The 23784-nt window shown below is 68.1% G+C and carries 22 protein-coding genes; 2 read left to right on the top strand and 20 right to left on the bottom strand.

The window, feature by feature from the left end:
- Positions 1-59 precede the first annotated feature (59 nt).
- Positions 60-1406, top strand: a complete 1347-nt coding sequence (locus tag TPR58_RS09915) for a hypothetical protein (RefSeq protein WP_346246487.1) — start codon at positions 60-62, stop codon at positions 1404-1406.
- A 301-nt stretch (positions 1407-1707) separates the two neighbouring features.
- Here TPR58_RS09915 and rplL read toward each other — a convergent pair whose 3' ends face one another.
- The 16 genes from rplL to TPR58_RS09835 form a co-directional block, all read right to left on the bottom strand.
- The gene (gene rplL / locus TPR58_RS09910) at positions 1708-2079 is read right to left on the bottom strand and encodes a 50S ribosomal protein L7/L12 (protein ID WP_346246486.1); all 372 of its coding nucleotides are present in this window, start codon (positions 2077-2079) and stop codon (positions 1708-1710) included.
- Positions 2080-2138: 59 nt separating this feature from the next.
- Positions 2139-2654, bottom strand: coding sequence for a 50S ribosomal protein L10 (gene rplJ / locus TPR58_RS09905; protein ID WP_346246485.1), 516 nt, complete (start codon positions 2652-2654; stop codon positions 2139-2141).
- A gap of 486 nt (positions 2655-3140) precedes the next feature.
- On the bottom strand, positions 3141-3833 hold the full coding sequence (gene rplA / locus TPR58_RS09900; RefSeq protein ID WP_346246484.1) for a 50S ribosomal protein L1: 693 nt from the start codon (positions 3831-3833) through the stop codon (positions 3141-3143).
- A gap of 4 nt (positions 3834-3837) precedes the next feature.
- Positions 3838-4269, bottom strand: coding sequence for a 50S ribosomal protein L11 (rplK, locus tag TPR58_RS09895; RefSeq protein ID WP_346246483.1), 432 nt, complete (start codon positions 4267-4269; stop codon positions 3838-3840).
- Between the two features lie 243 nt (positions 4270-4512).
- Entirely contained in the window at positions 4513-5049 is a 537-nt protein-coding gene (gene nusG, locus TPR58_RS09890) for a transcription termination/antitermination protein NusG (RefSeq protein ID WP_346246482.1), read from the bottom strand.
- 9 nt (positions 5050-5058) lie between these two features.
- Positions 5059-5256 (bottom strand): preprotein translocase subunit SecE, encoded by a 198-nt coding sequence (secE, locus tag TPR58_RS09885; protein WP_346246481.1) that lies wholly within the window; start codon positions 5254-5256, stop codon positions 5059-5061.
- 158 nt (positions 5257-5414) lie between these two features.
- Positions 5415-5993: a YqaA family protein gene (locus TPR58_RS09880; protein WP_346246480.1), complete on the bottom strand. Its 579-nt coding sequence runs from the start codon at positions 5991-5993 to the stop codon at positions 5415-5417.
- Positions 5994-6041: 48 nt separating this feature from the next.
- Positions 6042-7040: an aldo/keto reductase gene (locus TPR58_RS09875; protein ID WP_346246479.1), complete on the bottom strand. Its 999-nt coding sequence runs from the start codon at positions 7038-7040 to the stop codon at positions 6042-6044.
- Between the two features lie 68 nt (positions 7041-7108).
- Complete coding sequence (locus TPR58_RS09870; protein WP_346246478.1) at positions 7109-9421, bottom strand: 2-hydroxyacyl-CoA dehydratase; 2313 nt, start codon at positions 9419-9421, stop codon at positions 7109-7111.
- Positions 9421-10668, bottom strand: a complete 1248-nt coding sequence (locus TPR58_RS09865) for a CaiB/BaiF CoA transferase family protein (RefSeq protein WP_346246477.1) — start codon at positions 10666-10668, stop codon at positions 9421-9423. The genes TPR58_RS09870 and TPR58_RS09865 overlap by 1 nt, the downstream gene beginning before the upstream one ends.
- A complete protein-coding gene (locus TPR58_RS09860) occupies positions 10665-11834 on the bottom strand; it encodes a CaiB/BaiF CoA transferase family protein (protein ID WP_346246476.1) in 1170 nt (389 codons plus the stop codon). The genes TPR58_RS09865 and TPR58_RS09860 overlap by 4 nt, the downstream gene beginning before the upstream one ends.
- On the bottom strand, positions 11831-12802 hold the full coding sequence (locus tag TPR58_RS09855; protein WP_346246474.1) for a CoA transferase: 972 nt from the start codon (positions 12800-12802) through the stop codon (positions 11831-11833). Before TPR58_RS09855 ends, TPR58_RS09860 begins: the two co-directional genes overlap by 4 nt.
- Positions 12799-13989 (bottom strand): CaiB/BaiF CoA transferase family protein, encoded by a 1191-nt coding sequence (locus TPR58_RS09850; RefSeq protein WP_346246473.1) that lies wholly within the window; start codon positions 13987-13989, stop codon positions 12799-12801. The genes TPR58_RS09855 and TPR58_RS09850 overlap by 4 nt, the downstream gene beginning before the upstream one ends.
- Complete coding sequence (gene dctP, locus TPR58_RS09845) at positions 13989-15029, bottom strand: TRAP transporter substrate-binding protein DctP (RefSeq protein WP_346246472.1); 1041 nt, start codon at positions 15027-15029, stop codon at positions 13989-13991. The genes TPR58_RS09850 and dctP overlap by 1 nt, the downstream gene beginning before the upstream one ends.
- Positions 15030-15031: 2 nt before the next feature.
- A complete protein-coding gene (locus TPR58_RS09840) occupies positions 15032-16336 on the bottom strand; it encodes a TRAP transporter large permease (protein WP_346246471.1) in 1305 nt (434 codons plus the stop codon).
- The gene (locus TPR58_RS09835) at positions 16326-16847 is read right to left on the bottom strand and encodes a TRAP transporter small permease (RefSeq protein WP_346246470.1); all 522 of its coding nucleotides are present in this window, start codon (positions 16845-16847) and stop codon (positions 16326-16328) included. Before TPR58_RS09835 ends, TPR58_RS09840 begins: the two co-directional genes overlap by 11 nt.
- 122 nt (positions 16848-16969) lie before the next feature.
- On the opposite strand from TPR58_RS09835, the gene TPR58_RS09830 reads away from it, so the two are divergent.
- The gene (locus tag TPR58_RS09830; protein ID WP_346246469.1) at positions 16970-17449 is read left to right on the top strand and encodes a MarR family winged helix-turn-helix transcriptional regulator; all 480 of its coding nucleotides are present in this window, start codon (positions 16970-16972) and stop codon (positions 17447-17449) included.
- On the opposite strand, the gene TPR58_RS09825 is transcribed toward TPR58_RS09830, so the two are convergent.
- From TPR58_RS09825 to TPR58_RS09810, 4 genes are read right to left on the bottom strand one after another with little or no spacing between them, the layout of a single operon-like run.
- Positions 17440-19188, bottom strand: coding sequence for a CocE/NonD family hydrolase (locus TPR58_RS09825; protein ID WP_346246468.1), 1749 nt, complete (start codon positions 19186-19188; stop codon positions 17440-17442). The genes TPR58_RS09830 and TPR58_RS09825 overlap by 10 nt on opposite strands.
- Positions 19185-20681, bottom strand: coding sequence for an alpha/beta hydrolase domain-containing protein (locus tag TPR58_RS09820; RefSeq protein WP_346246467.1), 1497 nt, complete (start codon positions 20679-20681; stop codon positions 19185-19187). Before TPR58_RS09820 ends, TPR58_RS09825 begins: the two co-directional genes overlap by 4 nt.
- Positions 20678-22216 (bottom strand): tannase/feruloyl esterase family alpha/beta hydrolase, encoded by a 1539-nt coding sequence (locus tag TPR58_RS09815; RefSeq protein WP_346246466.1) that lies wholly within the window; start codon positions 22214-22216, stop codon positions 20678-20680. The genes TPR58_RS09820 and TPR58_RS09815 overlap by 4 nt, the downstream gene beginning before the upstream one ends.
- Positions 22213-23784 (bottom strand): tannase/feruloyl esterase family alpha/beta hydrolase, encoded by a 1572-nt coding sequence (locus TPR58_RS09810; protein WP_346246465.1) that lies wholly within the window; start codon positions 23782-23784, stop codon positions 22213-22215. Before TPR58_RS09810 ends, TPR58_RS09815 begins: the two co-directional genes overlap by 4 nt.

Below are 23784 nucleotides of genomic sequence, written 5' to 3'. Positions count from 1 at the left end.
CTTCGCAATGCGAAGGGCGGGTCTTTTTCATGCGCGCGATGAGTGGCAAGGGGTGCGCGATGAACGATGACAGATTTGCAGCCGAGGTTCAGGTTCGGCTGCCTAGGGCAGGGCATGTGAGCGCAGGGAAATATCGCATCATCGGGCTGGCGAGCGTTTCGGCGATGCTGCTGGCATCGCCTGTATCGGCGCAGCAGGATCCGCCTGCGCCCGCGCCGACGCCTGCGCCGAGCCGGCCGCCGGTGGTGACCCTCCCAGGCGCGGACAATTTCAACCTGAGACCCTCGGGCGCGCAGCCGACGGCGGCGCCGACCCCGACCGTGGCACCGCCCGTGGTGCGGGCAAGTCCGAGCCCGGCAGCGCGTGCGACCCCGACGCCGCGGGCCACCGCCACCCCGACCCCGCGCGCGACCGCAACGCCCGCTGCGGCGCGGACGGCACCCGAGCCTGCAGCGGCGGCCACGCCGGCGCCGGTCGCGACACCGACCCCGGCGATCGAAGCTCCTGTGCCGACGGCTGCTGCCACGCCTGCGGCAGTGCCGACCGCAGCTGTTGCAGCGCCGGCTGCTGAACAGGGCGGCTTTCCTTGGTTGTGGGTGCTGCTGGGCGGTGTCGGCCTGACCGCGGTCGGGGCAGGGGGCTGGCTGCTCGGCCGTCGCGGCCGCGCTCAGGACGGGGATATGCTCGATGAGGCGCCGGTTCCCGCTCCCGCGCCGCAGCCCCGCCCGGATCCTGCTCCCGCACCGGCCCCGCGTCCCGTCCCGACCCCGGCGCCTCCGGCGGACCAGCCCGTCCCCGCGGCACCGCGGCCGTCGCCACCCCCCGGCACCGTCACCTTGCCGCCCCGCGCTCCGCAAATGGCCCCGCCGCGTCAGCCGGCGCCGCGCCCGCAACCGGCCCTTCCCCAAGTCGCGCCGGAGCCGATCCAGAGCCAGCTCGTCGTCGAGCGGCTGGAACTGGGCCGCGAGGGCGTGATCATCGATTTCCAGCTGCTGCTGAACGCGCCCGAGGGTGCCCAGGGCGCGCGCGCCGCGATCGCGATGATCAGCGCCAGCGCCGACCAGGACACGCAGATCGCCGCCTATCATGCCCGCCCGCCGGTCGGTGCGGCGCAGGGGCCGTTCGATCTGCCACGCGGCGAGCCCCGCCGCCTGAACGGCCAGATCATGCTGCCCAGCGACCGGATCAACGTCGTCCAGCTGGGCGGCCGGCCGATGTTCGTGCCGATCGTCATCGTCGACCTGCGCTGGAATGCCGGCCTCAGCGTGCGACAGCATGGCGCGGACTATATGGTCGGGACCGAGGCCGCAGGCGGAAAGCTGGGCCCGATCTGGCTGGACCGGCAGTTCGAGGGGGTGCTGGCGACCAGCCGTTATGTGCCGAAGCTTCCGGTGGCGGCGGCCTGAGTAATAGGTTCTTCGGTTCCCCTCCCGCTTGCGGGAGGGGCTAGGGGAGGGCGTGTCCGCTCATAGCGCCGCTCATTGTGACAGGCCCTCCCAGATGCAGGTGGACAGCCCCCCGGGCTGTCCAGGTCAAGCCGGGGGCTTGACCGACCGTGCATCTCCCTCCCGCAAGCGGGAGGGGAGAAGAAGCGCAGCGCAACCTCCCAAAGAAAAAGGCGGCCCGTTGCCGGACCGCCTCTTCCTGTGATCTGCCGAGTGGCAGCTCGCTGGATCCCGGCCGGAGCCGGGACAATCGCCTGGGCGATTACTTGACCTCGACGGTCGCGCCGGCGTCTTCGAGCTGCTTCTTGATCTTCTCGGCCTCGTCCTTGTTGATGCCTTCCTTGACCGGCTTCGGAGCCGACTCGACCAGCGTCTTGGCTTCGGTCAGGCCCAGGCCGGTGATGGCGCGGACTTCCTTGATGACGTTGATCTTCTTGCCACCGTCGCCGGTGAGGATCACGTCGAACTCGGTCTTCTCTTCTTCTGCCGGTGCGGCCGGGCCGCCCGGAGTTACTGCTGCGACGGGAGCAGCGGCGGTGACGCCCCACTTCTCTTCGAGCAGCTTCGACAGCTCAGCGGCTTCGAGGACGGTCAGCTCGGACAGCTGGTCAACAATCGCGTTCAGGTCAGCCATGGTAAACTCCATTCAAATCAATAGGATGTAGGGAAATCGGTCGCAAAGTGCCGCGTGAGTTACGCGGCTTCCTTCTCGCTGTAGGCCTTGAGCACGCGAGCCAGCTGCGCCGCCGGTGCCTGAGTGATTGCTGCAAGCTTGCTCGCCGGTGCCTGAAGCAGGCCGACGATCTTGCCACGCAGTTCATCAAGCGAGGGCAGCGAGGCAAGCGCCTTCACGCCTTCCACGTCGAGTACCGTGCCGCCCATTGCTCCGCCGACGATCTCGAGCTTGTCGTTCGTCTTGGCGAAGTCGACGATCACCTTGGCCGCAGCCACGGGATCGACGGAAGTGGCGAGCGCGGTCGGACCGGTCAACAGGTCTGCAAGACCCGTATAATCGGTGCCGTCGAGCGCGATCTTGGCAAGACGGTTCTTCGCGACCTTATAGTTCGCACCGGCGTCGCGCATCTTGTTGCGGAGGTCCGTCGACTGCTTGACGGTCATCCCGAGGTTGCGGGTGATGACCACCACGCCGACCTCGTTGAAGGTGCGGTTCAGCTCGGCAACGGTGTCGGTCTTCTGGGAACGATCCATGCCGGTTTCCTCGTTATGGATCCCCGGGGGGATCCGGTTACAATGGTCCGAGGGGCACGATCATGCGGCCAGAGATTTCCCTGGCTGACCCGGAGCCTTCCGCAAGCGGGAAGCTGCCGGTAAAAATCTGTCCCCGTCTTGGCGGGAAATTAAGACCGGCAAATCCCGGTCACCCACTGTCTCGGACGGTTTCCTCCCGAAGGAGGAAGGGCGCCCATAGCGGGATTGGCGGAAGAGTCAAGTTTTTGCGCGAGGATCAGCGCGCGGGCAGCCCAGCGAGGATCGCGGCAGCCGGCGTCGGCGACACGAGGTTCTGAACCCACCGCCCGGGGTGCCTGGCTCGTGCGCCAACGGCTCCGGGATGGAGGAAGGGTGGACCCCGGCATTCCAGCCGGGGTGACGCAGGGGGTGGGAGGGCCTTTGGCGCAAAACAAAAGGGCCGGGATCGCTCCCGGCCCTTCCTGTCATTTCGCAAAGGCGAAAGGTTCAGACGGCGGTGACTTCCGCGACGTCGACCTTCACGCCCGGGCCCATCGACGACGACAGGGCGACCTTGCGCAGGTACTTGCCCTTGGCGCCCGACGGCTTCGCCTTGACGATCGCATCGACCAGCGCGTCGAAGTTCGCGCGCAGGTCCTCTGCCGGGAACGACGCCTTGCCGATGCCGGAGTGGATGATGCCGGCCTTTTCGACGCGGTACTCGACCTGACCGCCCTTGGCTGCCTTGACGGCCTCGGCGACGTTCATGGTCACGGTGCCCAGCTTCGGGTTCGGCATCAGGCCCTTGGGGCCCAGCACCTTGCCGAGGCGGCCGACCAGGCCCATCATGTCCGGGGTCGCGATGCAGCGATCGAAGTCGATCTTGCCGCCCTGGACGATCTCGAGCAGGTCCTCTGCGCCGACGACGTCAGCACCGGCTTCGCGAGCCTCGTCCGCCTTCGCGCCCTTGGCGAACACGCCGACGCGGACGGTCTTGCCGGTGCCCTTGGGCAGCGTCACGACGCCGCGGACCATCTGGTCTGCGTGGCGCGGATCGACGCCCAGGTTCAGCGCGACTTCGATGGTCTCGTCGAACTTCGAGGTCGCGTTGGCGCGGACGATCGAGATCGCCTCGTCGATGCCGTGCAGCTTCTCGCTGTCGACGGTCCAGGTCTTCTGCTTCTTGGTCTGCTTCGCCATGGTCTTAACCCTCCACAACCTGGAGGCCCATTGCGCGGGCCGAGCCTTCGATGATCTTGGTAGCGGCTTCGAGATCGTTCGCGTTCAGGTCCTTCATCTTGACCTGGGCGATCTCGGTCAGCTTCGAACGGGCGATCTTGCCCGCGGAAACCTTGCCCGGCTCCTTCGAGCCCGACTTGAGGTTCGCTGCCTTCTTGATCAGGTACGATGCCGGCGGCGTCTTGGTCTCGAACGAGAAGCTGCGATCCGCATAGACGGTGATGACCGTCGGGATCGGCGTGGTCTTCTCGATTTCCTGCGTGGCGGCGTTGAACGCCTTGCAGAATTCCATGATGTTCACGCCGCGCTGACCCAGGGCAGGGCCGATCGGGGGCGAGGGGTTTGCGGCGCCCGCGGGCACCTGCAGCTTGATATAGCCGGTAATCTTCTTTGCCATGTCACTCTCTTTCCAGGCGCGGTGGGCGAGCCGCCGCGCCGTGATCAAGTCGAGCGGTGATAGCGGCCGCCCCGAAGGCCGGCCTCCCGCAAGATTCCATCGCTGATGCTTTGGAAGGGCGGGCCCATAGCCGAGGATGGGGTGGGATGCAACCATCCGCATGCCCGGGCCGATGGGTTCGCCAACGGAAAAGGCCGGAGCGTTCGCCCCGGCCTTTCGTGTTTCCAGCGATGTCCGCGACGCTTACTTGATGCGCTCGACGTCCTCGAAGCCCAGCTCCAGCGGCGTGGCGCGGCCAAAGATCGAGATCGACACCTTCACGCGGCTCTTGTCATAGTCGAGTTCCTCGACGACGCCCGAGAAGGTCGCGAAGTTGCCCGAGGTGACCTTGACCGTGTCGCCGATGTCGTAATCGACCTTGACCTTGGTCTTCGGCGCGGCGGCGGCTTCCTCCTTGGTGTTGAGGATGCGCGAGGCCTCGGCCTCGCTGATCGGCTGCGGCTTGCCCGACGAGCCGAGGAAGCCGGTCACCTTCGGCGTGTTCTTCACCAGGTGATAGACGTCGTCGTTCATCTCGAGCTTGGCAAGGACATAGCCCGGGAAGAACTTGCGCTCGGACTGGACCTTCTTGCCGCGGCGAACCTCGGTAACGGTCTCGACCGGGACCTCGACGGCTTCGACCAGGCGGTCGAGGCCGAGGCGGGTCGCGTCGGACAGGATCTGGTCGCGAACCTTGCCCTCGAAACCCGAATAAGCGTGAATGATGTACCAGCGCGCCATGAAGGTCCCTTACTGAGCCAGGCGGAGAAGATAGTTGACGATCGCGTCGAAGAAGGTGTCGACGCCGACGAAGAAGATCCCGAGGATCGTCGTCATGATGATGACCATCACGCCGGTCATGATCGTCTCGCGGCGCGTGGGCCACGTGACCTTCCGGGTTTCGGCCTTCACCTGATTGAAGAATTCGACGGGACTGGTCTTCGCCATCTGTCTCAACTCACGAAAGAATAGGCCCGACTTCGAGGCATGGGTCCGCTGCCCGGTCCTTCCTTGGAACCGGTGCAAACCCTACCGCGCTGTCGGATGGGTGTCGCATCTAGCGATTGTTGCCACAGAGCGCAAGCGCCTGCGCCCCGGGCACCGAATCACAGATAGGCGAGCAGCGCGAATCCGCCGACCAGCGCGATCAGGAAAAGCCAGGCGATCAGGCTCAGGCGCTTCTCGATAAATGCCTGGACCGGCTCGCCGAACCGCTTCAGCAGCGCGGCGATCAGGAAGAAGCGGCCGGCGCGGGTGATGGTCGCCAGGATCACGAACAGCGGGAAGTTGTAGGCGAAGAAGCCGCTGGCCAGGGTGACGAGCTTGAACGGGATCGGCGTCAGCCCCTTCAGCAGGATGATCGCCGCGCCATATTGCTCATAGCCGCCACGCAGTGCGACCATCTTGTCCTCCATATGGTAGAGCTGGACGAGCCACTGCCCCACGCTGTCCCACAGGAAATAGCCGATCGCATAGCCGAGCATGGCACCGAGGATCGACGCAACCGTGCAGACCGCGGCGATGGTATAGGCCTTGTCCCGGCGCGCGAGCACCATCGGCACCAGCATCGCATCGGGCGGGATCGGAAAGAAGCTGCTCTCGGCGAAGGAGACAACCGCCAGGGTGCGCAGCGCGTGGCGGTGGTGCGCCATGCGCAGGACCCAGTCGTACATTGCGCGGAACATGATCTATCCTTTTGCCCAGCGCGCCTTTCGCAGGTTGGCGCGTGCCGATCAATCCGCCTCGCCGAATTCCTCGGTATCGATCTCGGCCTGGGTGGCCGCGGGGTAGCGCGGGCCGGAGATGCGCGACGGGGCGAAGGCGGTCTCCAGCGCCGCCTCGCATTCGGGCGGGAGGGCTGCGTCGGTGACGCCCAGATTTTCTTCCAGATGCGCGCGTGAGGTGGTGCCGGGGATCGTGACGATGTGCTCGCCGCGGGTCAGCAGCCAGCGCAGGCAAAGCTGGGCGGGCGTCAGGTGCAGGGCATCGGCCTGGTCGCGCAGGATCTGGAGGAGCGCCAGGTTGCGTTCGAAATTGCCCGGCTGGAATCGCGGCATGCCGCGGCGGATGTCGCGCTCGACCAGCGCGCCGGGCGAGGCGACGCCGCCGGCCAGAAAGCCGCGGGCGACGGGCGAGAAGGCGACCAGCGTCGCGCCGAGTTCGCGCGTGGCCTCCAGCACCCCCAGCTCGACATTGCGCGACCAGAGCGAATATTCGTTCTGAACGGCCGCGATCGGATGCACCGCACGCGCGCGGCGCAGCGTCGCGGCCGACACCTCGCTGAGGCCGATGGCGAGGATCTTGCCGGCATCGACCATTCGGCCGAGTTCGCCGACCGAGTCCTCGATCGGCACCGACCGGTCCCAGCGGTGGAGATAATAGAGGTCGATCCGGTCGGTCTTCAGCCGGGTGAGACTTTCCTCGATCGTTCGGCGCAGCGTCTCCGGACGCCCGTCGATCACTCGGGTTCCGTCGACGCCAGTCATGCCGCATTTCGATGCGAGGAAATAGTCGGCACGGCGGTGCGCGATCGCCTCGCCGATCAGGCGTTCATTTGTGCCGAAGCCGTAGAGGGCGGCGGTGTCGAGATGGTCATACCCCAGGTCGAGCGCAGCGTTCAGCAGTCTCGCGCCGTCGGCAGGGCTGGGCGGCTCGCCATAGGCATGGCTGAGCGACATGCAGCCCAGGCCGATCGGGTTGACGACGGATGATCCCAGGCGACGCTTCATCATTTCCTCCACTGCGCGCCCCGATTGGGGGCTGGCCGCCGACGTGACAAGCCCCCCTTCGATCGCCCCGGTCAGCGCCGGGCGGCGAATTCGGCGACGGGCCCCTCGAGGAAGGAGGCGATCTGGCGGTCGATCCCGTCGGCGTCGCTAGACTCGCGGTTGTAGTTGTCGAGATCGAGCGAAAGGACGGGAATGCCCGCCCGGCGCAGCGCACGCAGGACGAACGGATCGGCATCCGTCAGGGCGACCGCGCCGTCGACGGCATGCCGTTCGGCCTCGCGGACATGCCAGGCGCCTGCCCAGGTCGGCATGCGCAATTCGTCGCCCATGGTGACGAAGCGCGCGGCCAGCGCCCGCATCGGATCGCGCCCGTCGTCGATGCTGCGGATATAGCCGTCGGCGGCGAGTCCGAGATACATCGACCAGACGAAGACCGCGCCATGGCTTTCCTCCCAGCGCTGGTAGAAGCCCATGTCGCTCCACATGCCGCGGCCGACCCACATCAGGCGCAGTTTCTCGCCGGGGCAGGCGGCTTCGCCGGCCTCGTGCCTCGCGCGGACCTCGTGGTAGAAATCGCGGGCGGCATCGCGTGCCCAGACGGTGCCGCGATGCCATTGCGGGACCATCGTCGCCGGCATGGTGTCGGCAACCGAGACCGGAGCCGGATGGGCACCGGCGATCAGGTCGCGGGTCCTGCGATAATAATCCTGCTGCTCGTTCACCAGCGCCATGATCTCGTCGAAGCGCCCGGCGTCGAAGCGGCGATCGGTCGCTGCCTCGATCCGCGCGATCAGCGCCTCCAGCTCGGCGACCAGCAGGTCGATCCGGTGCGGTTCGATCACCTCGTCCCACCGCCGCTGGAGGCTGTCCCACCAGTCGATCGGGAAATCGAGCCGGGTCTCGATGCTGCGTTCGAACAGGAACAGGTCGGCGCCGGTCTCGCGCGCCCAATGTTCGAAGATGCGCGGCGTGGCGTCGGTCCCCAGCACCGCCTGGACGAAGGCGGGGCGGGGCAGGCCGCCCCAAGGCGCCTGGTCCGCGTCGGTGTCGAAAGCGGCGGCAATGCCCTGCGCGCTATAGGCCTCGGCATCGGCGGGATAGCCATGGTCGCGCAGCAGGTCGAAATAGCGCGGCGATTGCTGCTTGGCGGCGACGATCGATGCCCACCATTGGTTCACGACGAACGGCACGCCCATCGCGCGGAGAATCTCCTGCGGCGAGTTGGCGTTGACGAGGGCCAGCGGTGCGCCGGAGGCGACCTGATCGCGCAGGCCCTTGAACCAGTCGCGCTGGAAGGTCCCGAAATTGCCGATCGAGGCGAGCGACTTGCGGCTGCGCCGGCCGCCCGGCTGGGCGGGGCGCGACGCCGGGTTTTCGGCCGGTGGTGGCGCCGAACCGATACGGTCGACGGCGAAGCCGCGCGCGACGAGTTCGCGCTCAAGATATCCGGCATCCCAGGCGGCAGCCTCGTCACCGGCGGATTCAACGATGGCCGCCCGGCGCACGCCGAGTTCGTCCATGCGCCGGATGACATGGTCCAGCCGGTCGGGCGCCGGAACCAGCATGCGCGGGACGAGGCGCGCCGGGTCCGCGAGGTCTTCGATCGCAACCGGGCTGGCGGTCCATGCGGCGACGAGTGGATCGCCCCAGTCCTGATCGTCGCCGACGGCGAGAAGCCCCGATGCCTCGAGCTCGCGCGTCCGGGCGGTGGAGAAGTGCGGCGATCCCAGCACGAACGCCGGATCGCCCGCGCACATGGTAGCCAGCCCGCCGAGCGCCGCGTGCCACGACCCCGGGTCGAGCGCATGCGCCGCCGCGATCGCGGCGATGCGCAGGTGACCGCCAACGCCCGACAGCATCGCCGCGCGTCCGCGTTCCTCTTCCGCTCGCTGGCGAAGGCGGTCCGGGTCGAACGGCGAACCGCCGATCTCCTCCAGCCAATCGCCCAGCGCCGCGATCCGGCCGAGATTATAGGTGCGGCTGGACGCGCGCGGCAGGTGCAGCAGGTCGAGGAAATGGATGGGGCGCGGCGGGATGTCCGCGGTCCGCAGCAACTCGCGAACCGTTGCGAACAACTGCGGCAATTCGCTGTCGGCATGGGTGAAGAGGATCGGGTCGCCGCTGTCGTCGGCGACGATCTGCTGCAGCAGCGATCGCCCGCGATGGGAGAGCGTGCCATCCCCGGCCAGCGCATCTGCATCGGGCGTCGGACCGGGGCGCGGCACCATCCGCACCGGCGACAGGCCGGCGGCCCGAAGCAGGGCGTAGGGAGCGTCCTGACCCAGCACGCGAACGACGCGCCGTCCCTCGCCGCGCAGTCGGTCCGCGACCGATCCGGGATCGTCGCATGCCGCGATCAGCAGGCGTGCCGACGCGTCGGTCATCAGATCACGCCCTGGGCGCGAAGTTCGGCGATACGGTCGGCGGAATAGCCCAGCGTCTCGCCCAGCACCTGATCGTTATGCTCGCCGACCCGGATCGGCATGACATCGTCGAAGCCGGTATCGGCGCCCGAGAAGACGATCGGGATGCCGGCGGTACGCAGGTCGATGTCCGAGTCATAGGCGGGATGCGAGACGGGGACCGCTTCGCGGCGGTCGACGACCCGCGTGTCGCGCAAGGCATCCTCGGGATGGCGGACGAGCGCCGCCGGGACGCCCTCGGCCTCCAGCGCGGCCACGACATGGGCGGTCGGATGCCGGCGCGACCAGGCGTTGATCGTCGCCTCCAGCGCGACCGCATTGGCGACGCGGCTGTCGCGGTTGGCGAAGCGCGGATCGCGGGCGAGATCGGGATTGCCCATTGCCCGGAACAGGCCCTCGGCAAGCTTTTCGTGCACGGCAACGAGCGCGACATAGCCGTCGGCGCATTCGAACACGCCGAAGGGCGACAGCCGCTGCACGGTCAGCCCGGTCCGCGCCTGCATGCCCGCCGCCGCCATCGCCGACCAGTTCTCGATCGCGACGAAGCTGGTGAGCGCGCCGAGCATGGAGACGTCGATATGCTGGCCGGTGCCGGTACGATGACGCTGTTCGAGCGCGGACAGGATGCCGATGACCGAGAAGACCGGGGCGAGCATGTCGGCGATCGGGATGCCGATCCGCACCGGCGGTTCGTCCGGTCCGCCGCTGGCATACATCGCGCCCGACAAAGCCTGGATGATGATGTCCATCGCCTTGCCACCCTCGGGCGCGGTCGCGCCGAAGCCGCTGAGCGAGCAATAGATGATGCGCGAGTTCACAGCCTGCGACGCGGCATAGCCGACGCCAAGGCGATCGGCGGTGCCCGCGGTGAAATTCTCGACCACGATGTCCGCGGACCGGACGAGATCGAGGAATATCTCGCGCGCCTCGGCACGCTTGAGGTCGAGCGAGACGCCGCGCTTGCCGCGCGCGCGGGTGAGGTGCGAGATCGAGACATCGTCCGAATGCTTGCGCTCGACGGTGATTCCGTCGCGGCCGACATAGGGGCTGTTCTCGCGCGCGAGATCCCCGCCCCTGGGGTCTTCCACCTTGATGATTTCGGCGCCCAGCCCGGCGAGCAGCAGCGTGGCATAGGGACCGGCCAGCGCGCGGGTGAGGTCGATGACGCGCAGCCCTTCGAGGGGACGGTCGCGGGTAAGTTCGGTCACGGCAATCTTCCTTCAAGCGCATCGATCTGCGCATCATCATAGCCAAGGGCGGCAAGCACCCGGCGCGTATCGGCGCCGGCGGGGCCGGCGACGTGAGGGGTGGCGGGCGGCGTGTCCGACAGATGGATCGGACAGCCGATCTGGCGGACGCTCGCCCCGCCGGACACCGGCAGATCGACGACCATGGCACGCGCATGGTTGTGCGGATCGTCCAGCGCCTCGGCGATTGTCAGGATCGGCGCGAACTGCGTGCCGGCCGCGTCCAGGAGATCGAGCCACTCGGCACGGTTGTGGGTCGCCATCACTTCGGCGATGCGCGCCTTCATTTCCGGCCAGGCGGCGCGCTCCATCTGCATGTCGGCAAAATCGGGAAGGCCGATCGCCTCGACGAAGATGCGCCAGTAGCGCGGCTCCATGTCGGTGGTGACCAGATGGAGGCCGTCGGCGCACCGCCAGATGCCGCTGTCCGCGCGGTGCATGCCCTTGGGCGGCACCCGCGACAGATCCGGGTTGCGCGACAGCACATTGGCCACCAGCGCGAGCGAACTGTCCGACATCGCGATATCGACCCGCTGGCCATTGCCGGTGGCGGTGCGCGCGATGATCGCCGCCAGGATGCCGATCACCGCGTTCGACCCGCTGAGCAGGTCGGCGACGGGCACGCCGGGAAAGGCGGGCCGGTCCGGATCCTCGCCCATTCGGGACAGTGCACCGGCGACGGCGAGCGCGACGGGATCGTGGCCCGGCTTGCTGGCATAGGGACCGGTCTGGCCGCACAGGGTCACCGAGCAATAGACGAGCCGCGGATTTAGTGCCGCCATGTCCGGCCAGCCATAGCCCATGGCAGCCATCACCCCCGGGCGATAATCCTCCACCAGGATATCGGCGTCGGCGATCAGCCGGTGGATCGCCGCACGACCGTCGTCGGAGCCGGGATCGATCAGCACGCTGCGCTTGCCGCGGGCGAAGACGTCGTGCGCACGCAGCCGGGCATTCTCTTCGTCGGACAGCTTGTCCCAACCGAACACCTTGCGCTGCTTGGCGAGTTCGCGCGGATTCTCGATCCGAATCACGTCGGCGCCGAGGTCCGCCAGCAGCCAGGTGCAATAGGGACCGGGCAGGAATTTCGAGAAGTCGACCACCTTCAGGCCGGAAAGCGCGGTCATGCCCCGCCCTCCAGCGACGACACCCAAAGCCTGCCGGGAAGCTTCACGCCGTCCACGTCGCGCCACAGGCCGCGGGCGGCGAGATGGTCGCTGGCGAGCGCATCTTCGGGCGTGTCGATCCAGGAAAGGCCGAGACCGCCGGCAGCCGACATCGCCCCCAGTTCGGCGCGGGTGTGGCGCAGGAAGAAGGCCTCGACGACCGCCTCCCACTCGGCGAGCGTCTCTCGCGGGACATCGGCGACCAGGATCGACCCCCAGTCGATCTCGACCAGCGCGCCGGCGGCATCGCCCATCGCCTTCACCATTCCGCGCATCATCGGCGGGTTGTCGACCAGCGCCCAGGTGACCCAGCCGTCCTTGCACGGCCAGACCTGGCGCACGCCGGACTTGCCGCGCACCAGCAGGTTGCCGGTGCGGTTGCCGACGCGCCCGATCCAGGCCCAGGTCAGCGGCTCGCGGTAATTGGCCAGCACCGCCGACTGATAGGCGGACACCTCGACCAACTGGCCGCGACCGCTCGCCGCGCGGGCGTGGAGCGCTGTCAGCGCCCCGATCACGCCCTGGATGCCGGCCAGTGCATAGGCCTGTTCGCCCGGCATGGTCATGGGCGCGCGATCGGGATCGCCCAGGATCGTCATCAGGCCGGAACGTGCCATCAGGGTGAGGTCGCTGGCCGGGCGGTCATCCTTGTCGCCGCCGGGCAGGAACGGCGCGATCACCACGTCGATCACCGCCGGATTGGCAGTCGCGAGCGCGTCATGGTCGCGGCCGGGATTGCGGAACACGATGTCCGCCGAGGCGAGCAGCGCCTCGCCGTCGCCGGTCTCCTTGCCATGAGTCCATGCGACATGGCTGCCCGGATCGGCCCGCACGACGCGCGCGCCGAGTTCGGCGAGCATCCGCCCGGCGATCTCGCCAAGGCCAACGGTCAGGTCGACGATGACGAGGTGCGACAACATGCCGGTCATGCCAGGGCTCCGCTCTCGACCAGGTCGTGCATCTCGGCCTCGCTCAGGCCGAGCAGATCGACGAAGATCGCGTGATTATGCTCGCCCAGATTGGGCGGAGGCCCGACGCGGACCTCGCTGTCGGAAAAGCGCAGGGGCGGTGCCGGCATGTCGCATCTGCCGAGCTTGTCATGGTCGATGGCACGATAGTGACCGCGCTCGATCAGTTCGGGATCGGTGAAGACGTCACGACCGTCATTCACCGCCTCCGACGCGATGCCGATCCCGGCAAGCCGGTCGGCCAGCACATGCTTGTCCTGCACGCGCGTCCATTCCGCCAGCGCGGCGTCCAGCGCGTCCTCGTTCGCCTTGCGTCCGTCCAGCGTCGCGAAGCGGGAATCGTCGATCGCGGCGGCCTCGGCCAGCTGCGCCCATTCGGCGTCGCTGCGGACGGCGATCGCCACCCATTGATCGACCCCGCGCGCCGGATAGGCGCCATGCGGTGCATAGCGTGCCGAGCGATTGCCCGGCTTGGCGGTATCGCCCGCCTGCGCTGCGGCGAAGCGATCGGCCGACACATGGACCAGCGGCTCGACCTGGCTGATGTCGATATGCTGTCCCTCGCCCGTGCGGCGGCGATGCTCGAGCGCCGCCAGCATCGCGACGGTCGCGAACATCGGCGCGACCACGTCGCCATAGGCGAAGGGCGGCATGTGCGGCGGGCGGTCGGGCCAGCCCGACTGGGCGGCGAGCCCCGACAGCGCGGCGGCCGAATTGCCATAGCCGCGCATTGGCCCCAGCGGCCCCTCGCGTCCGGCGACGCTGACGCTCACCTGGATGATGTCGGGCTTGATCGCCTTGAGCGTGTCGAAACCCAGGCCGACCCGGTCCATATAGCCATGGCTGAAATTCTCGACCACGAGATCGGCCCAGGCGACGAGCTTCTTCGCCACCTCGATCCCGCGCGGATCGCCCAGGTTGATGGTGACGCCCATCTTGCTGGTGTTGGTGATCGCGAAGAAGACCGACGCGTCGGGATCGCGCCCACCGCCGGCAAAGGGCGGGCTGAGGCGCCCGAGATCGAGCCGCTTGCGCGATTCGATCTTGATCACCGTGGCGCCCATATCGGCCAGGTCCTTGGTGGCGCGGGGGCCGGCGCCGACCCACGAAAAGTCCGCAACCTTCACCCCTTCGAGCGGCAGGCCCATCAGTGCTTCTCCTGTCCGTTGCAGCGGATGGCGCCGCCGGCGATCAGCCTTTGTGCTTCGTGAAAGATCGGGACCGCATCGATGCCGACTTGGCCCAGCCGCTGCGCCTGGCCGAGTGCATCGCGATTATAGAGCGCGTCGAACCCGCGCTGTTCATGCGCCGGGATCGCGCTGAAGCTGATGCCGTTCGCCTTGCCATAGTCGATCCCGGCCGCTTCCGCCTTCAGCAGCTGGCGGGCCAGTGCGGCTTCCCACACCTTGCGGCCTTCCTCGAGCACGCGCTGCAACTCGGGCGGCAGCCGCCGCCAGGCGCGATCGGACATGGCCCGTGCCGGATAGGCCCCGCGACTGAAGCGGATGGTCGTGAAATGCTTCGCGACCTCGGCGAAGTGGAGGCTGCGGATCGTGTCCGCCGGCGCGACCACGCCGTCGATCACGCCCTTGGCAAGCGCCGAATAGACCTCGCCCATCGGCATGTTCACCGGATCGGCGCCCAGCTGGCGCAGGATGTCGACGGCATCGCTCTGGGCGCGCAGCCTGAGGCCCTTGAAGTCGGCAAGGCTGCGGATCGGGCGATCGCGCGTCAGGACGCCGGGGAAATTGCCGCCCTGCACGGCAAGCACGTGGAGACCCTCCATTTCCTCGCCAAAGCCGGGAAAGCGCGCGGCGAGGCAGTCATAGACCGAGACCTGATCCTCGATCGTTCGCACGCCGCCATAGAAACCCGACTGGCCGCGCAGCAGATGGGCGCCGCCCTTGGAGTAGATCGGCGTGATCAGCCCGATATCGGCAACGCCGTGGCGGATTTCCTCGATGCTCATGTCGGACGAGAGCAATGCGCCCGACCAATAGGTCTTGAAGCCGATCCGGCCGCCGCTGCGCGCCTCGACCCACTTCATCCATTCCTGGTCGGCAAGACCGAACGGATGCGTCGGGGGGTAGGGGCTGGCATAGGTCAGCACATGCTCGTTGGTCGGCTGGGGCGTCGCCTTGCACCCGGCCAGCGCGAGCGCGGCGATCATCATGATGAACAGGCGCATCGTCAGCCCCCCGTCACGCTGGGAAGCCACAGGGTGAGCGCCGGAACGGCGATCAGCAGGGCCAGATGGAAGAAGTCGGCGATCAGGAACGGCACGATGCCGCGGAAGATCGATCCCAGCGGAATGTCCTTGCCGATCGCCTGGATGACATAGACGTTCAGGCCCAGCGGCGGGTGGACGAACCCGATCTCCATCGTCCGCACCAGGAAGATGCCGAACCAGATCGGGCTGTAGCCAAGCTCGATCGCGATCGGCAGGAAGATCGGCGTCGTGAGCAGCATCAGCGCCAGCCCGTCGAGAAACGACCCCAGCACCAGCAGCAGCAGCGCCATGACGATGATCGCCACGATCGGGCTGGTGTCCATCTCGCGCACCGTGTTCGACATCAGGTCGGCGATGCCGGTGACGCTGATGAAGGTGGCGAACAGGATCGCGCCGATGATGATCAGGTAGATCATGCCGGTCGTCGACAGCGTCTTGGCGAAGGCCGACCCGATCGCCTCGCGGTTGAACGCGCCCCGAATGGCGCACAGCACGAATGCGGAGAGCACGCCGACCGACGCGGCCTCGGTCGGGGTAAACCAGCCGATCATCAGTCCGCCGATGACGAACACGACCAGGATGATGATGTCGATGATGCCGACGATGCCGCGCAGCCGGTCGGCCCAGCCCACCCGGGGCGACCTGGGGCCGAGTTCCGGACGGAAGGCGCACAGGATCGCGATCGCCGCCATGTAGAACAATGCCTGGCTGAAGCCCGGAATGATCGCCGCCGTGAACAGCTTGCCGATCGACTGTTCGGCGATGATCCCGAACACGATCAGCGCGCCCGATGGCGGGATCAGCGCGCCCAGCGTGCCGCCCGCGGCGAGCGCGCCCGCGGCAAATCCGGGATGATAGCCGGCGCGGCGCATCTCCGGCAGCGCCGCGGATCCCACCGTCGCGACCGTCGCGAGGCTCGACCCGCTGATCGAGCCGAAGCCGGCGCATCCCGCGATCGAGGCGAGGGCAAGGCCGCCGCGCCGGTGGCCGATGAAGCGCGCCGCCACGTCGAAGAAATCGCGGCTGGCCCCCGCCGCGAAGCACAGATGCGCCATCAGCAGGAACAGCGGCAGCACGCCGAGTTCATATTTGTTCGCGACCTCGAACACGACGACGCCGGCCTTGGCGAGGGCAGCCTCGGGCGACAGCATGACCATCAGGCCGAGCACGCCGGTCAGGGCCAGGCTGACGCCGATCGGAACGCCGATCGTCAGCAGGATCAGCAGGCCGAGGATGCCGGCAAAGCCGATGAGTTCAGGCGTCATGACGCCTCCGCGCGATTGCGTCGCGGGCGAACAGTCCGGCGACGGAGACCAGCGCGACGATCATCAGCAGCCGGAACCAGCGAAGCGGAATGTGCAGCAGTTCGGAGCGCTCATGGCCGTCCCACACGTCCAGCAGGAGCATGATCGATCCGGTCGCGAGCAGCAGCAGCGCGACCGTCCCGAGGATCATCGCCACGCGCGACAGGCGTTCGCGACGCTCGGCCCCGAGCCGGTCGGTGAGGATGTGAACCGCCGCGTGGCCGCGCACCAGGGTCACGCTGACCATCGAGGATGCGGCGATGAAGACGATCGCCGCCTGGACGATCTCGATCGAGCCGAGCAATGCGAAACCGGTGTGCCGCCCGAGCACCGCGATCGAATCCGCGGCGGTTGCGAGCAGCAGTCCGGCGGAACCGACATAGAATATGACCTTGCCGGCGAATCCCGATGGGGACGCGGCGGGCGGTTCTTCGCCATGCGGCAGGTCGTTCTCTTCCACTGGGTTAGCCAAGGCCTGACCCCTCCCGATTGACAGCCCTTGGAGCGGGCAGTCTAATGACGTTAGATATCCAAATCGTAGATTAATTCAACCATCTATATTTCACCCTAATAGGGTGCAAGCGAGGCAGCAGGGTGAGCCAGGGGCGCGTAAAGGACAGCGATATCGGGGGCGACCGCCGCGTGCAGCTTGGCCGGCTGGGCGACTATGTCGGCTTCCGCATGCGTCGCGTCCAGAACCAGCTGTCGGCCGATTTCATGGCCGCCACCGCGCATTTCGGCCTCCGCGCCGGCCTGTTTTCGTCTCTGGCGCTGATCGACGCGAATCCGGGACTTTCGCAGCAGGAGCTGTCGAGCGCGGTCGGGCTCGACAAGTCGATCACGGTGCAGATCGTCGACGAACTCGAACGGCGCGGATGGGCGCAGCGCGAACGATCGAAGGTCGATCGCCGCCGCCACGCGCTGACGATCCTGCCGGACGGAAGGACGTTCCTCGACCAGCTGTTCGTCATCATGGAGACGGTCGAGGCCGAAGTGCTCGCCCAGCTCAGCCCCGACGAGCGGCCGATCTTCGACGGGGCGCTCGACCGGATGTACGACGTCTTTCATCGCTGAGCATAGGCGACGGTATAGACGGCAGGGGCGAAAGGCAGCTGCACGATCGACCGGTGGCGGGCGTCATTGACGATCCGGATCGTCGATGCGGTTGCCGGTGCCTTGCGCTCCCGCCAGTCCCAGCCGGTGACGGTGACCTGCAGCCGGTGCCCCTTGCGGAACACATAGGAGGCGGGGAGCATCGCGAACTGCAACCGCGCGGGCTCGCCGGCCGTCAGCGGTTCGGAGTCCTCGCGGAAGCCGCGATGCCAAGGGAGCCCCGACATCTGCCAAGGCGCGGCAGACGCCTTGCGGATGCTCGCCTTCAGCCGGCCCTCGGTCACGACCGTGACCTTCCCGTCGGGCGCGACATCCTCCAGATAGGCGAAGAGATGCTCGTCGGGGGCGTCCGACACGATCCACAGGTCCGCCATCGGGTGGCCGGTGATCTCGGTATCGGCCGCGACCGGCATGCTCCAGGACGCACCCAGACCCCGGATATGGCAGGGTTGCGCGCTGGCGCCGGACGCGCCGGGGCATTTGCCCTCGCGCGTGACGGGAAACGCAGTCTGCGCCGCCTTGCCCGGCCGGGTCGTCAGCACACCACCGCTTCCCAGGTGGAAGCTGCGCATGTCGGTGCCCGGCAGCGGGAAGGTCGAGGCCGAACGCCAGCCGCTGCCCGCCGGTGCGTTCACGGTGAAATAATGGACCGGGGCGTCGGCAAGGATGCCGGTGTCGATCCCCTTCAGATGCTGGTCGAAGAAGCGCAGTGCCTCGGCCGCCACACCCTCCTCGAAGCCGGTGGTGGCGCAATGCGTCCAGGGACCGATGATGATCCTGGGGCGGTTGGGCAGGTTCGCGTGGGCGATCAGGCCCTGGCCGCGGAAATCGTCGTACCAGCCGCCCAGGATATAGGTGGCCACGCGCGAGGTGCGCAGTTGCGCGGCATAGCTGCTCGCCGATCCCTCGCCCCAGAAGCGGCTGTAGGTCAGGGGGGACGTGGTGTCGCGATAGGGCATCGAGACCATCAGGTCGAACAGGTTGGTCGATCCCTGATGTTCCTCCGCCGCCTGGCGGAGCAGCGTGCGGCCGGTATCGCCGTCCACCGGCGTGGACTTCATGTCCTCCGCCACCGTGCGGGTCGGACCGGTGCCCCAGTTGGCGATGATCCCGCCACGGGTGAAGCCGTCGAACTTGTTCCACGAGAAGCAGCCTGAGAAGACCGCGGTCAGGCTGGGGGGCAGGACCGTCATCGAATGCAGCACCGCCTCGCCCGTGTTCGAGCAGCCGAACATGCCGACCTTGCCGGTCGCCCAGGGCTGGCGCGCGGCCCATTCGGTGATCTCATAGGCGTCATAGGCCTCGTTGCGGTCCTGATAGCCGCGCCGTGTTCCGAACGACGCGCCCGATCCGCGCCGGGCGGCGGTGACGACGACATAGCCATGGCCCACGATCGTCCCCATGCCGAAGCGGCCGCCGCGAACGCTGATCGGTCCGCCGTCGCCATTGGGTCCGCCAATGTCGAGCGAGCCGGTCCAGATCACGGGGAAGCGACCCTCGGCCGGCTTGTTGCCGATCGCCGGGCGGGTGACGCTGACCGCGATGCGAACCCCGTCGCGCATCGTCAGATATTCCGAGGTGACGACCGTATCGCCATATTTCAGCGCCGGCGCGTAGCGGCCGAAGCCGGGCGCCTCCTGCGCATGCAGGGCGGTCGGCGCCGCGGCGATCAACAGGCTGGCGACGAGCGTACGGATCATCTGAAGGCTTCCTCGGCAAATTTGCGGGCTTCGGCTTTCTGGGCGGTTGCGTGGGGGGCGAGCAGCCAGCGCCCGGCGACCAGCGCGTCGATCGCCGCATCGAAGCGACGGAGATAGTCGGCCTTGCCGCCGGGATAGAGCGTCGCGAGCCGATCGCTGGACAGCGGGACGCGCTGCATCGGAATCGACGGGCTGCCGATCCCCCCGCGCGGCTGGTCGCATCCGCTTGCCTCGGGCGCGGCGCCGTAGCGGGCGAGCGGGACATCAAGCTGGGCAGGGCGGATGCCGCCGATCGTGTTGCCGTTCGCGTCGCGTTGCGGCTTGCCTTCGACATGCTGCAGCCGGGGCGCGCGGGGCGGTGCGACCTTGCGACGCGACCAGGCGTCGAGATTGGCGTGCGCCGCGGCGGCGAAGGCGGCCATGTCGATATCGGTCTGGGGGTAGGGGCAGGTGTCGATGCGGGCTTCGGCCGGCATGCCCATCCGCATCGCGATCTGCCGTTCCGAAACCGGGTCGCGCCGGCGGCCCGATCCGTGCGTCAGTCCCGGCACTTCGTAGAGCCGGTGCGCACCGGGAGCGCCGTCCTTGTCGGCGGTCTGCGGCTCGCGATTGGTGATCGCCTCATTCTCGCTCTGCAGTTCGATCACCGGGACGTCGATCGCGACATTGGGCCGGCGCGGATCGCTTTCCGGCAGATTGGGCGTGTGCGAATTGATCGGCACATAGCCCGAGCGGAAGCTGAACGACGAGATGCCGATCAGATAGCCGTCGATCAGCGGTCGCCCGTCGGGCAGCCGGTACTTCGCGTGGAAACCCGAGTTGATATAGGTCCGCAGAAAGCTTCCGGTGAAGGACCAGCCCGAAGCATGGACCCGGGCGACCTTCAGGCCCGCCAGCGGCCCGGCCGTCGACCGGATCAGGCGCGCGGTGTCGGCGAACACGTCCCAGCGGATGCCGTCCTCGTCCTTCGGCCAGTCGATCGCGGCATAGCGGCCGGGATTGAACCAGGCGAGGATCTCGGTCGCCATGATCGGCGCCCGGCCGGCCGGGGCCCGCCGCGTGTTATCGTCGGCCCCGATCATCACCCCGACAAAGGCGTCGCCGCGGCGCAGGGCATAGTCGGACAGGGCGCCCCAGTTGAGATTGCCCAGTACCGGATGCGCCGGGTTGAGCTGGACCGTCCCGCTGAACCGCCCGGGATCGCGCGGGCGAATGACGATCAGGCGGGTGGTGTATGGAACCCCGCTGCGTTCGGTGCCGACCTTGCCGGCCGGGTCATAGCCATGGACGTCGGCGGTCCCGCTCTGGAACCACTCCTCGCGGACATAGCCCGCGCTGGCGAGCGCTTCGGCACCCGGCGTGCCGGGCAGGGCGGGGTCGAGCCAGATCTGCGATGCGGCGTCGGGCTCCGGCGCTCGGCGAACGGTGTCGGGACCGGGCGGGGCGGCGGCAGCGAGCGTCAGCAGCGACGCGGCCATCAGCAGGCGGATCATCGACGCGCGCCTGGGGCGGCGCATCGGAAGGACGTCGCGCTGGCTGGATTGCCGCCGCGATATCGCGCCTGCTGGGGATAGGGACAGATCAGGCGGGTGCGGGTGATCGTGCCGCTCTCGACCCTGGACGCGATCATCCAGTCCGGTGCGCGCCCCTGTTCGACCCATTGTTCCAGCGCGGTCAGCAAATCGTGACGGGCGTCGGCGATCGGCGCATCGCGTCCCGATCCCCCGATCTGGTCGGCCCCCGGTCCGCCGGCACAGTGATGGACGCCCGGCAGCATGTACAGGCGTGCAAACCGGTCGGTCGCGGACGGCCCGCCCATCCGCCTGGTCAGCGCCTCGTGATAGTCGATGACCATGCGCGCGGCGACGGCACCATCCAGCCAGCCGGTATATTGGATGAGCTTGCCCCCGCGATTCCTGAATGCGGAAATGTCGGGGTCGTCGGCGCGCAGTTGCGGCATCACGCGATCGATCGCGGCCAGATCGCGGGCGGCATCGAAATCGGCGCCGTTCCAGTCGCGCAGGCCGCGGATCGCCTGGCCGAAGGTTCCGATCGCCAGCTGCGACCGCCCGCTGTCGACCAGCACGCCGGGCAATATCCCCTTGTCCAGCGCCCGGCCGGTCGAATCGCGCAGGGGCGCGTAGAAGCGTTCGGCGAAGCGGACCTGGTCCGCGCTGAGGCAGCCGCCGGTCTGGCCGGGGCGGCACTGGAGCGAGGCGACCTTGAAATTGCAGGCGCGGGGATCCTCGACCAGTCCGTCGCGAACGCCGTCGCGCGCGTCGCACGCCTCGGTGCCCTTGTCGGCGATCAGCTTCCAGTCTGCCTGGGACATCAGGTCCGGACGACGGTCGCGCTCCAGCAGTTCCCACATGCGCCGGACGGTCATTTCCGGCGTCTTCGGACCATTGGCGCCGGTGACGATGCCGTCATAGTCGGCGGGAAAACGCTGAAGCTCCTTCAGCCCCTGCCGCCCGCCGCCCGAGCAGCCGATGAAATAGCTGTAGCGCGGCGCCGAACCATAATGGCCGGCGACGATGGCCTTGGCCTTTTCCGCCAGAAGATGGTTGGCGCGGTGGGTGTAGTTCTCGCGCGCCTGCGCATCGAGCATCCAGGCCGGGTCGGTCATCTTGTGGCCGGTATCGGTCGTGGCCGCCGCATAGCCGCGGCTCACGCCGCGCGGCAGGTCCTGGAAATTGAACGTTCCCGCCGCGCCGCCCACGCCGGCACCGAGGAACTTGCCGTTCCACTCTCCCTTTGCCGGAAGCCACAGCTCGAACGCGATGGTCTTCTCGATCCGGCCGCGTACGCGACAAAAGGGGCGGGTGGTCGAGGCGGGCTGGCCGCGGCCTGCCGGCATCCCCTGCGCCCACGCATCGCCGGCGGCGGTCGGGGTGGCGGAGTCGATGGCGACATCCGGAATCGCGAGTGCGGATATCCCCTCGCAAATTCCCTCGGGCGCCTGCGCCGGGGGTGAGGATGCCGAGCCGAGCAACAGGGCGGCTCCGGACAGAAGCATGCGTGCGATCATCTTCGCTCTCCGGCTTGGCAGACATAGGATGTGGCATGTCCGATCGGACCGCCGACATGGCGCACTCGGGCGGGATAGGCGCATGCCGGGCGCGAACGACCGGGCGTGCCGTCCTTGATTTCCACGGTCTGCACCTGTGCGGGGGCAGCGCCGCCGTCGAGCCAGTGCTCCAGCGCGGTCAGCAGATCGTCGCCGGCGTCGCGCGACAGGCCTTCGCCGTCGAGCCCACCCGCGCCGCCGAACCGGTCCGGCACCCCGCCGCCGCGGCAATGGTCCATGCCGGGCATCAGGAACAGGCGCGCGAAACCTCGCGTCCGCGTCTCGCCGAAGCGCTTTCCCAGCGCGCGGTAATAATCGATCGTCGGCACGGGCGCGACCAGCGGGTCGGCCCAGCCATGGTACAGGATCAGCTTGCCGCCGCGGCGGACGAAGCGATCGATGCGGGGATCGTCGGCATGGAGGTTCATGACCGTGTCGATCGCGGGCAGGTCGCGGGCGATGCTGAACCTGCGAACGTCCCAATTGGCGTCGCGGTAGATCCCTTGGCCGAACAGCACGGTCGCCAGATATTTGGGGCCGGGGGTGAAGGGTTCGGGCACGGCGACCGGGGATATGGGCGTGCCGGGCAGGATGCCGGAATCGATCTGCCGGCCATGTTCGTCCTTCAGCGGCGCATAAATGCGCTCGGCTAAGTCGACCTGTCGGGGCGTCAGGCACCCGGCCTGCGACGTGCCGGGCGTACAGGCAAGCTGGGCAGGGCGGAAATCGCAGCGGCGCGGGTCCTCGATCAGGCCGTCCGCGATGCCGTCGCGGGGATCGCACCGGGCGATCGCTGCGTCCGCGATCCGTTTCCACCCGGCGATGTCGAGCAGACCCTTGTCGCGATCATGCTGGATCATCTCCCACAGGCGCCGCGCGCTCATGGCAGGCGTGTTCACGCCCGGAGCGCCCGCGAGGATGCCGTCATAATCTTCCGGATAGCGCTGCAGCTCGGTCATCGCCTGGCGCCCGCCGCCGGAACAGCCGATGAAGATCGCCTTGCGCGGCGCCAGCCCGAAATAGGCGGCAGTCATCGCCTTCGCCTTCACGGCAAGCAGATGGTTGGCGCGTTCGGCATAGTTGGCGGCGCGATCCGGGCGACCGAGCAGCCAGGTCTCGTCCGATGCCTTGTGCCCCGTGTCGGTGCTTGCCGCAGCATAGCCGCGCTCCACGCCGCGGGCGAGGTCGGGCATCGCGAAGCTTCCCGCCTGGCCGCCGACGCCTGCGCCGAGGAAGCGTCGGTTCCACGCCTCGGGCAGCGGCAGCCATAGTTCGAAGCCGATCTCGCGCTCGATCGTCCCTTCGACCCGACAAAAGCCGCGGGTAGGTCGGTAGTTGCGGGTGCCCGGTACCCCATCGCCCGGCGCGACTGGCGACGCCTTCGTCACGCGCACGTCCGCCGGCAGTTCGACCCGCGTACCGCACAGGATCGCGCCGGATCCCGAGGCGGGCGCCGCACTCCCCTGAAGGAGGAGTGCGGCACCCGCCGCCGGGAGGAGGCCGATCGGAACGAGGATGGCCCGGATCAT

This window comes from Sphingomonas rustica, from assembly GCF_039652585.1.
In the GTDB taxonomy this organism is placed as follows: Bacteria; Pseudomonadota; Alphaproteobacteria; order Sphingomonadales; family Sphingomonadaceae; genus Sphingomonas; species Sphingomonas rustica.
Note: the sequence above shows the minus strand (reverse complement) of the source record. Positions and strands in the feature narration are given on the sequence as shown.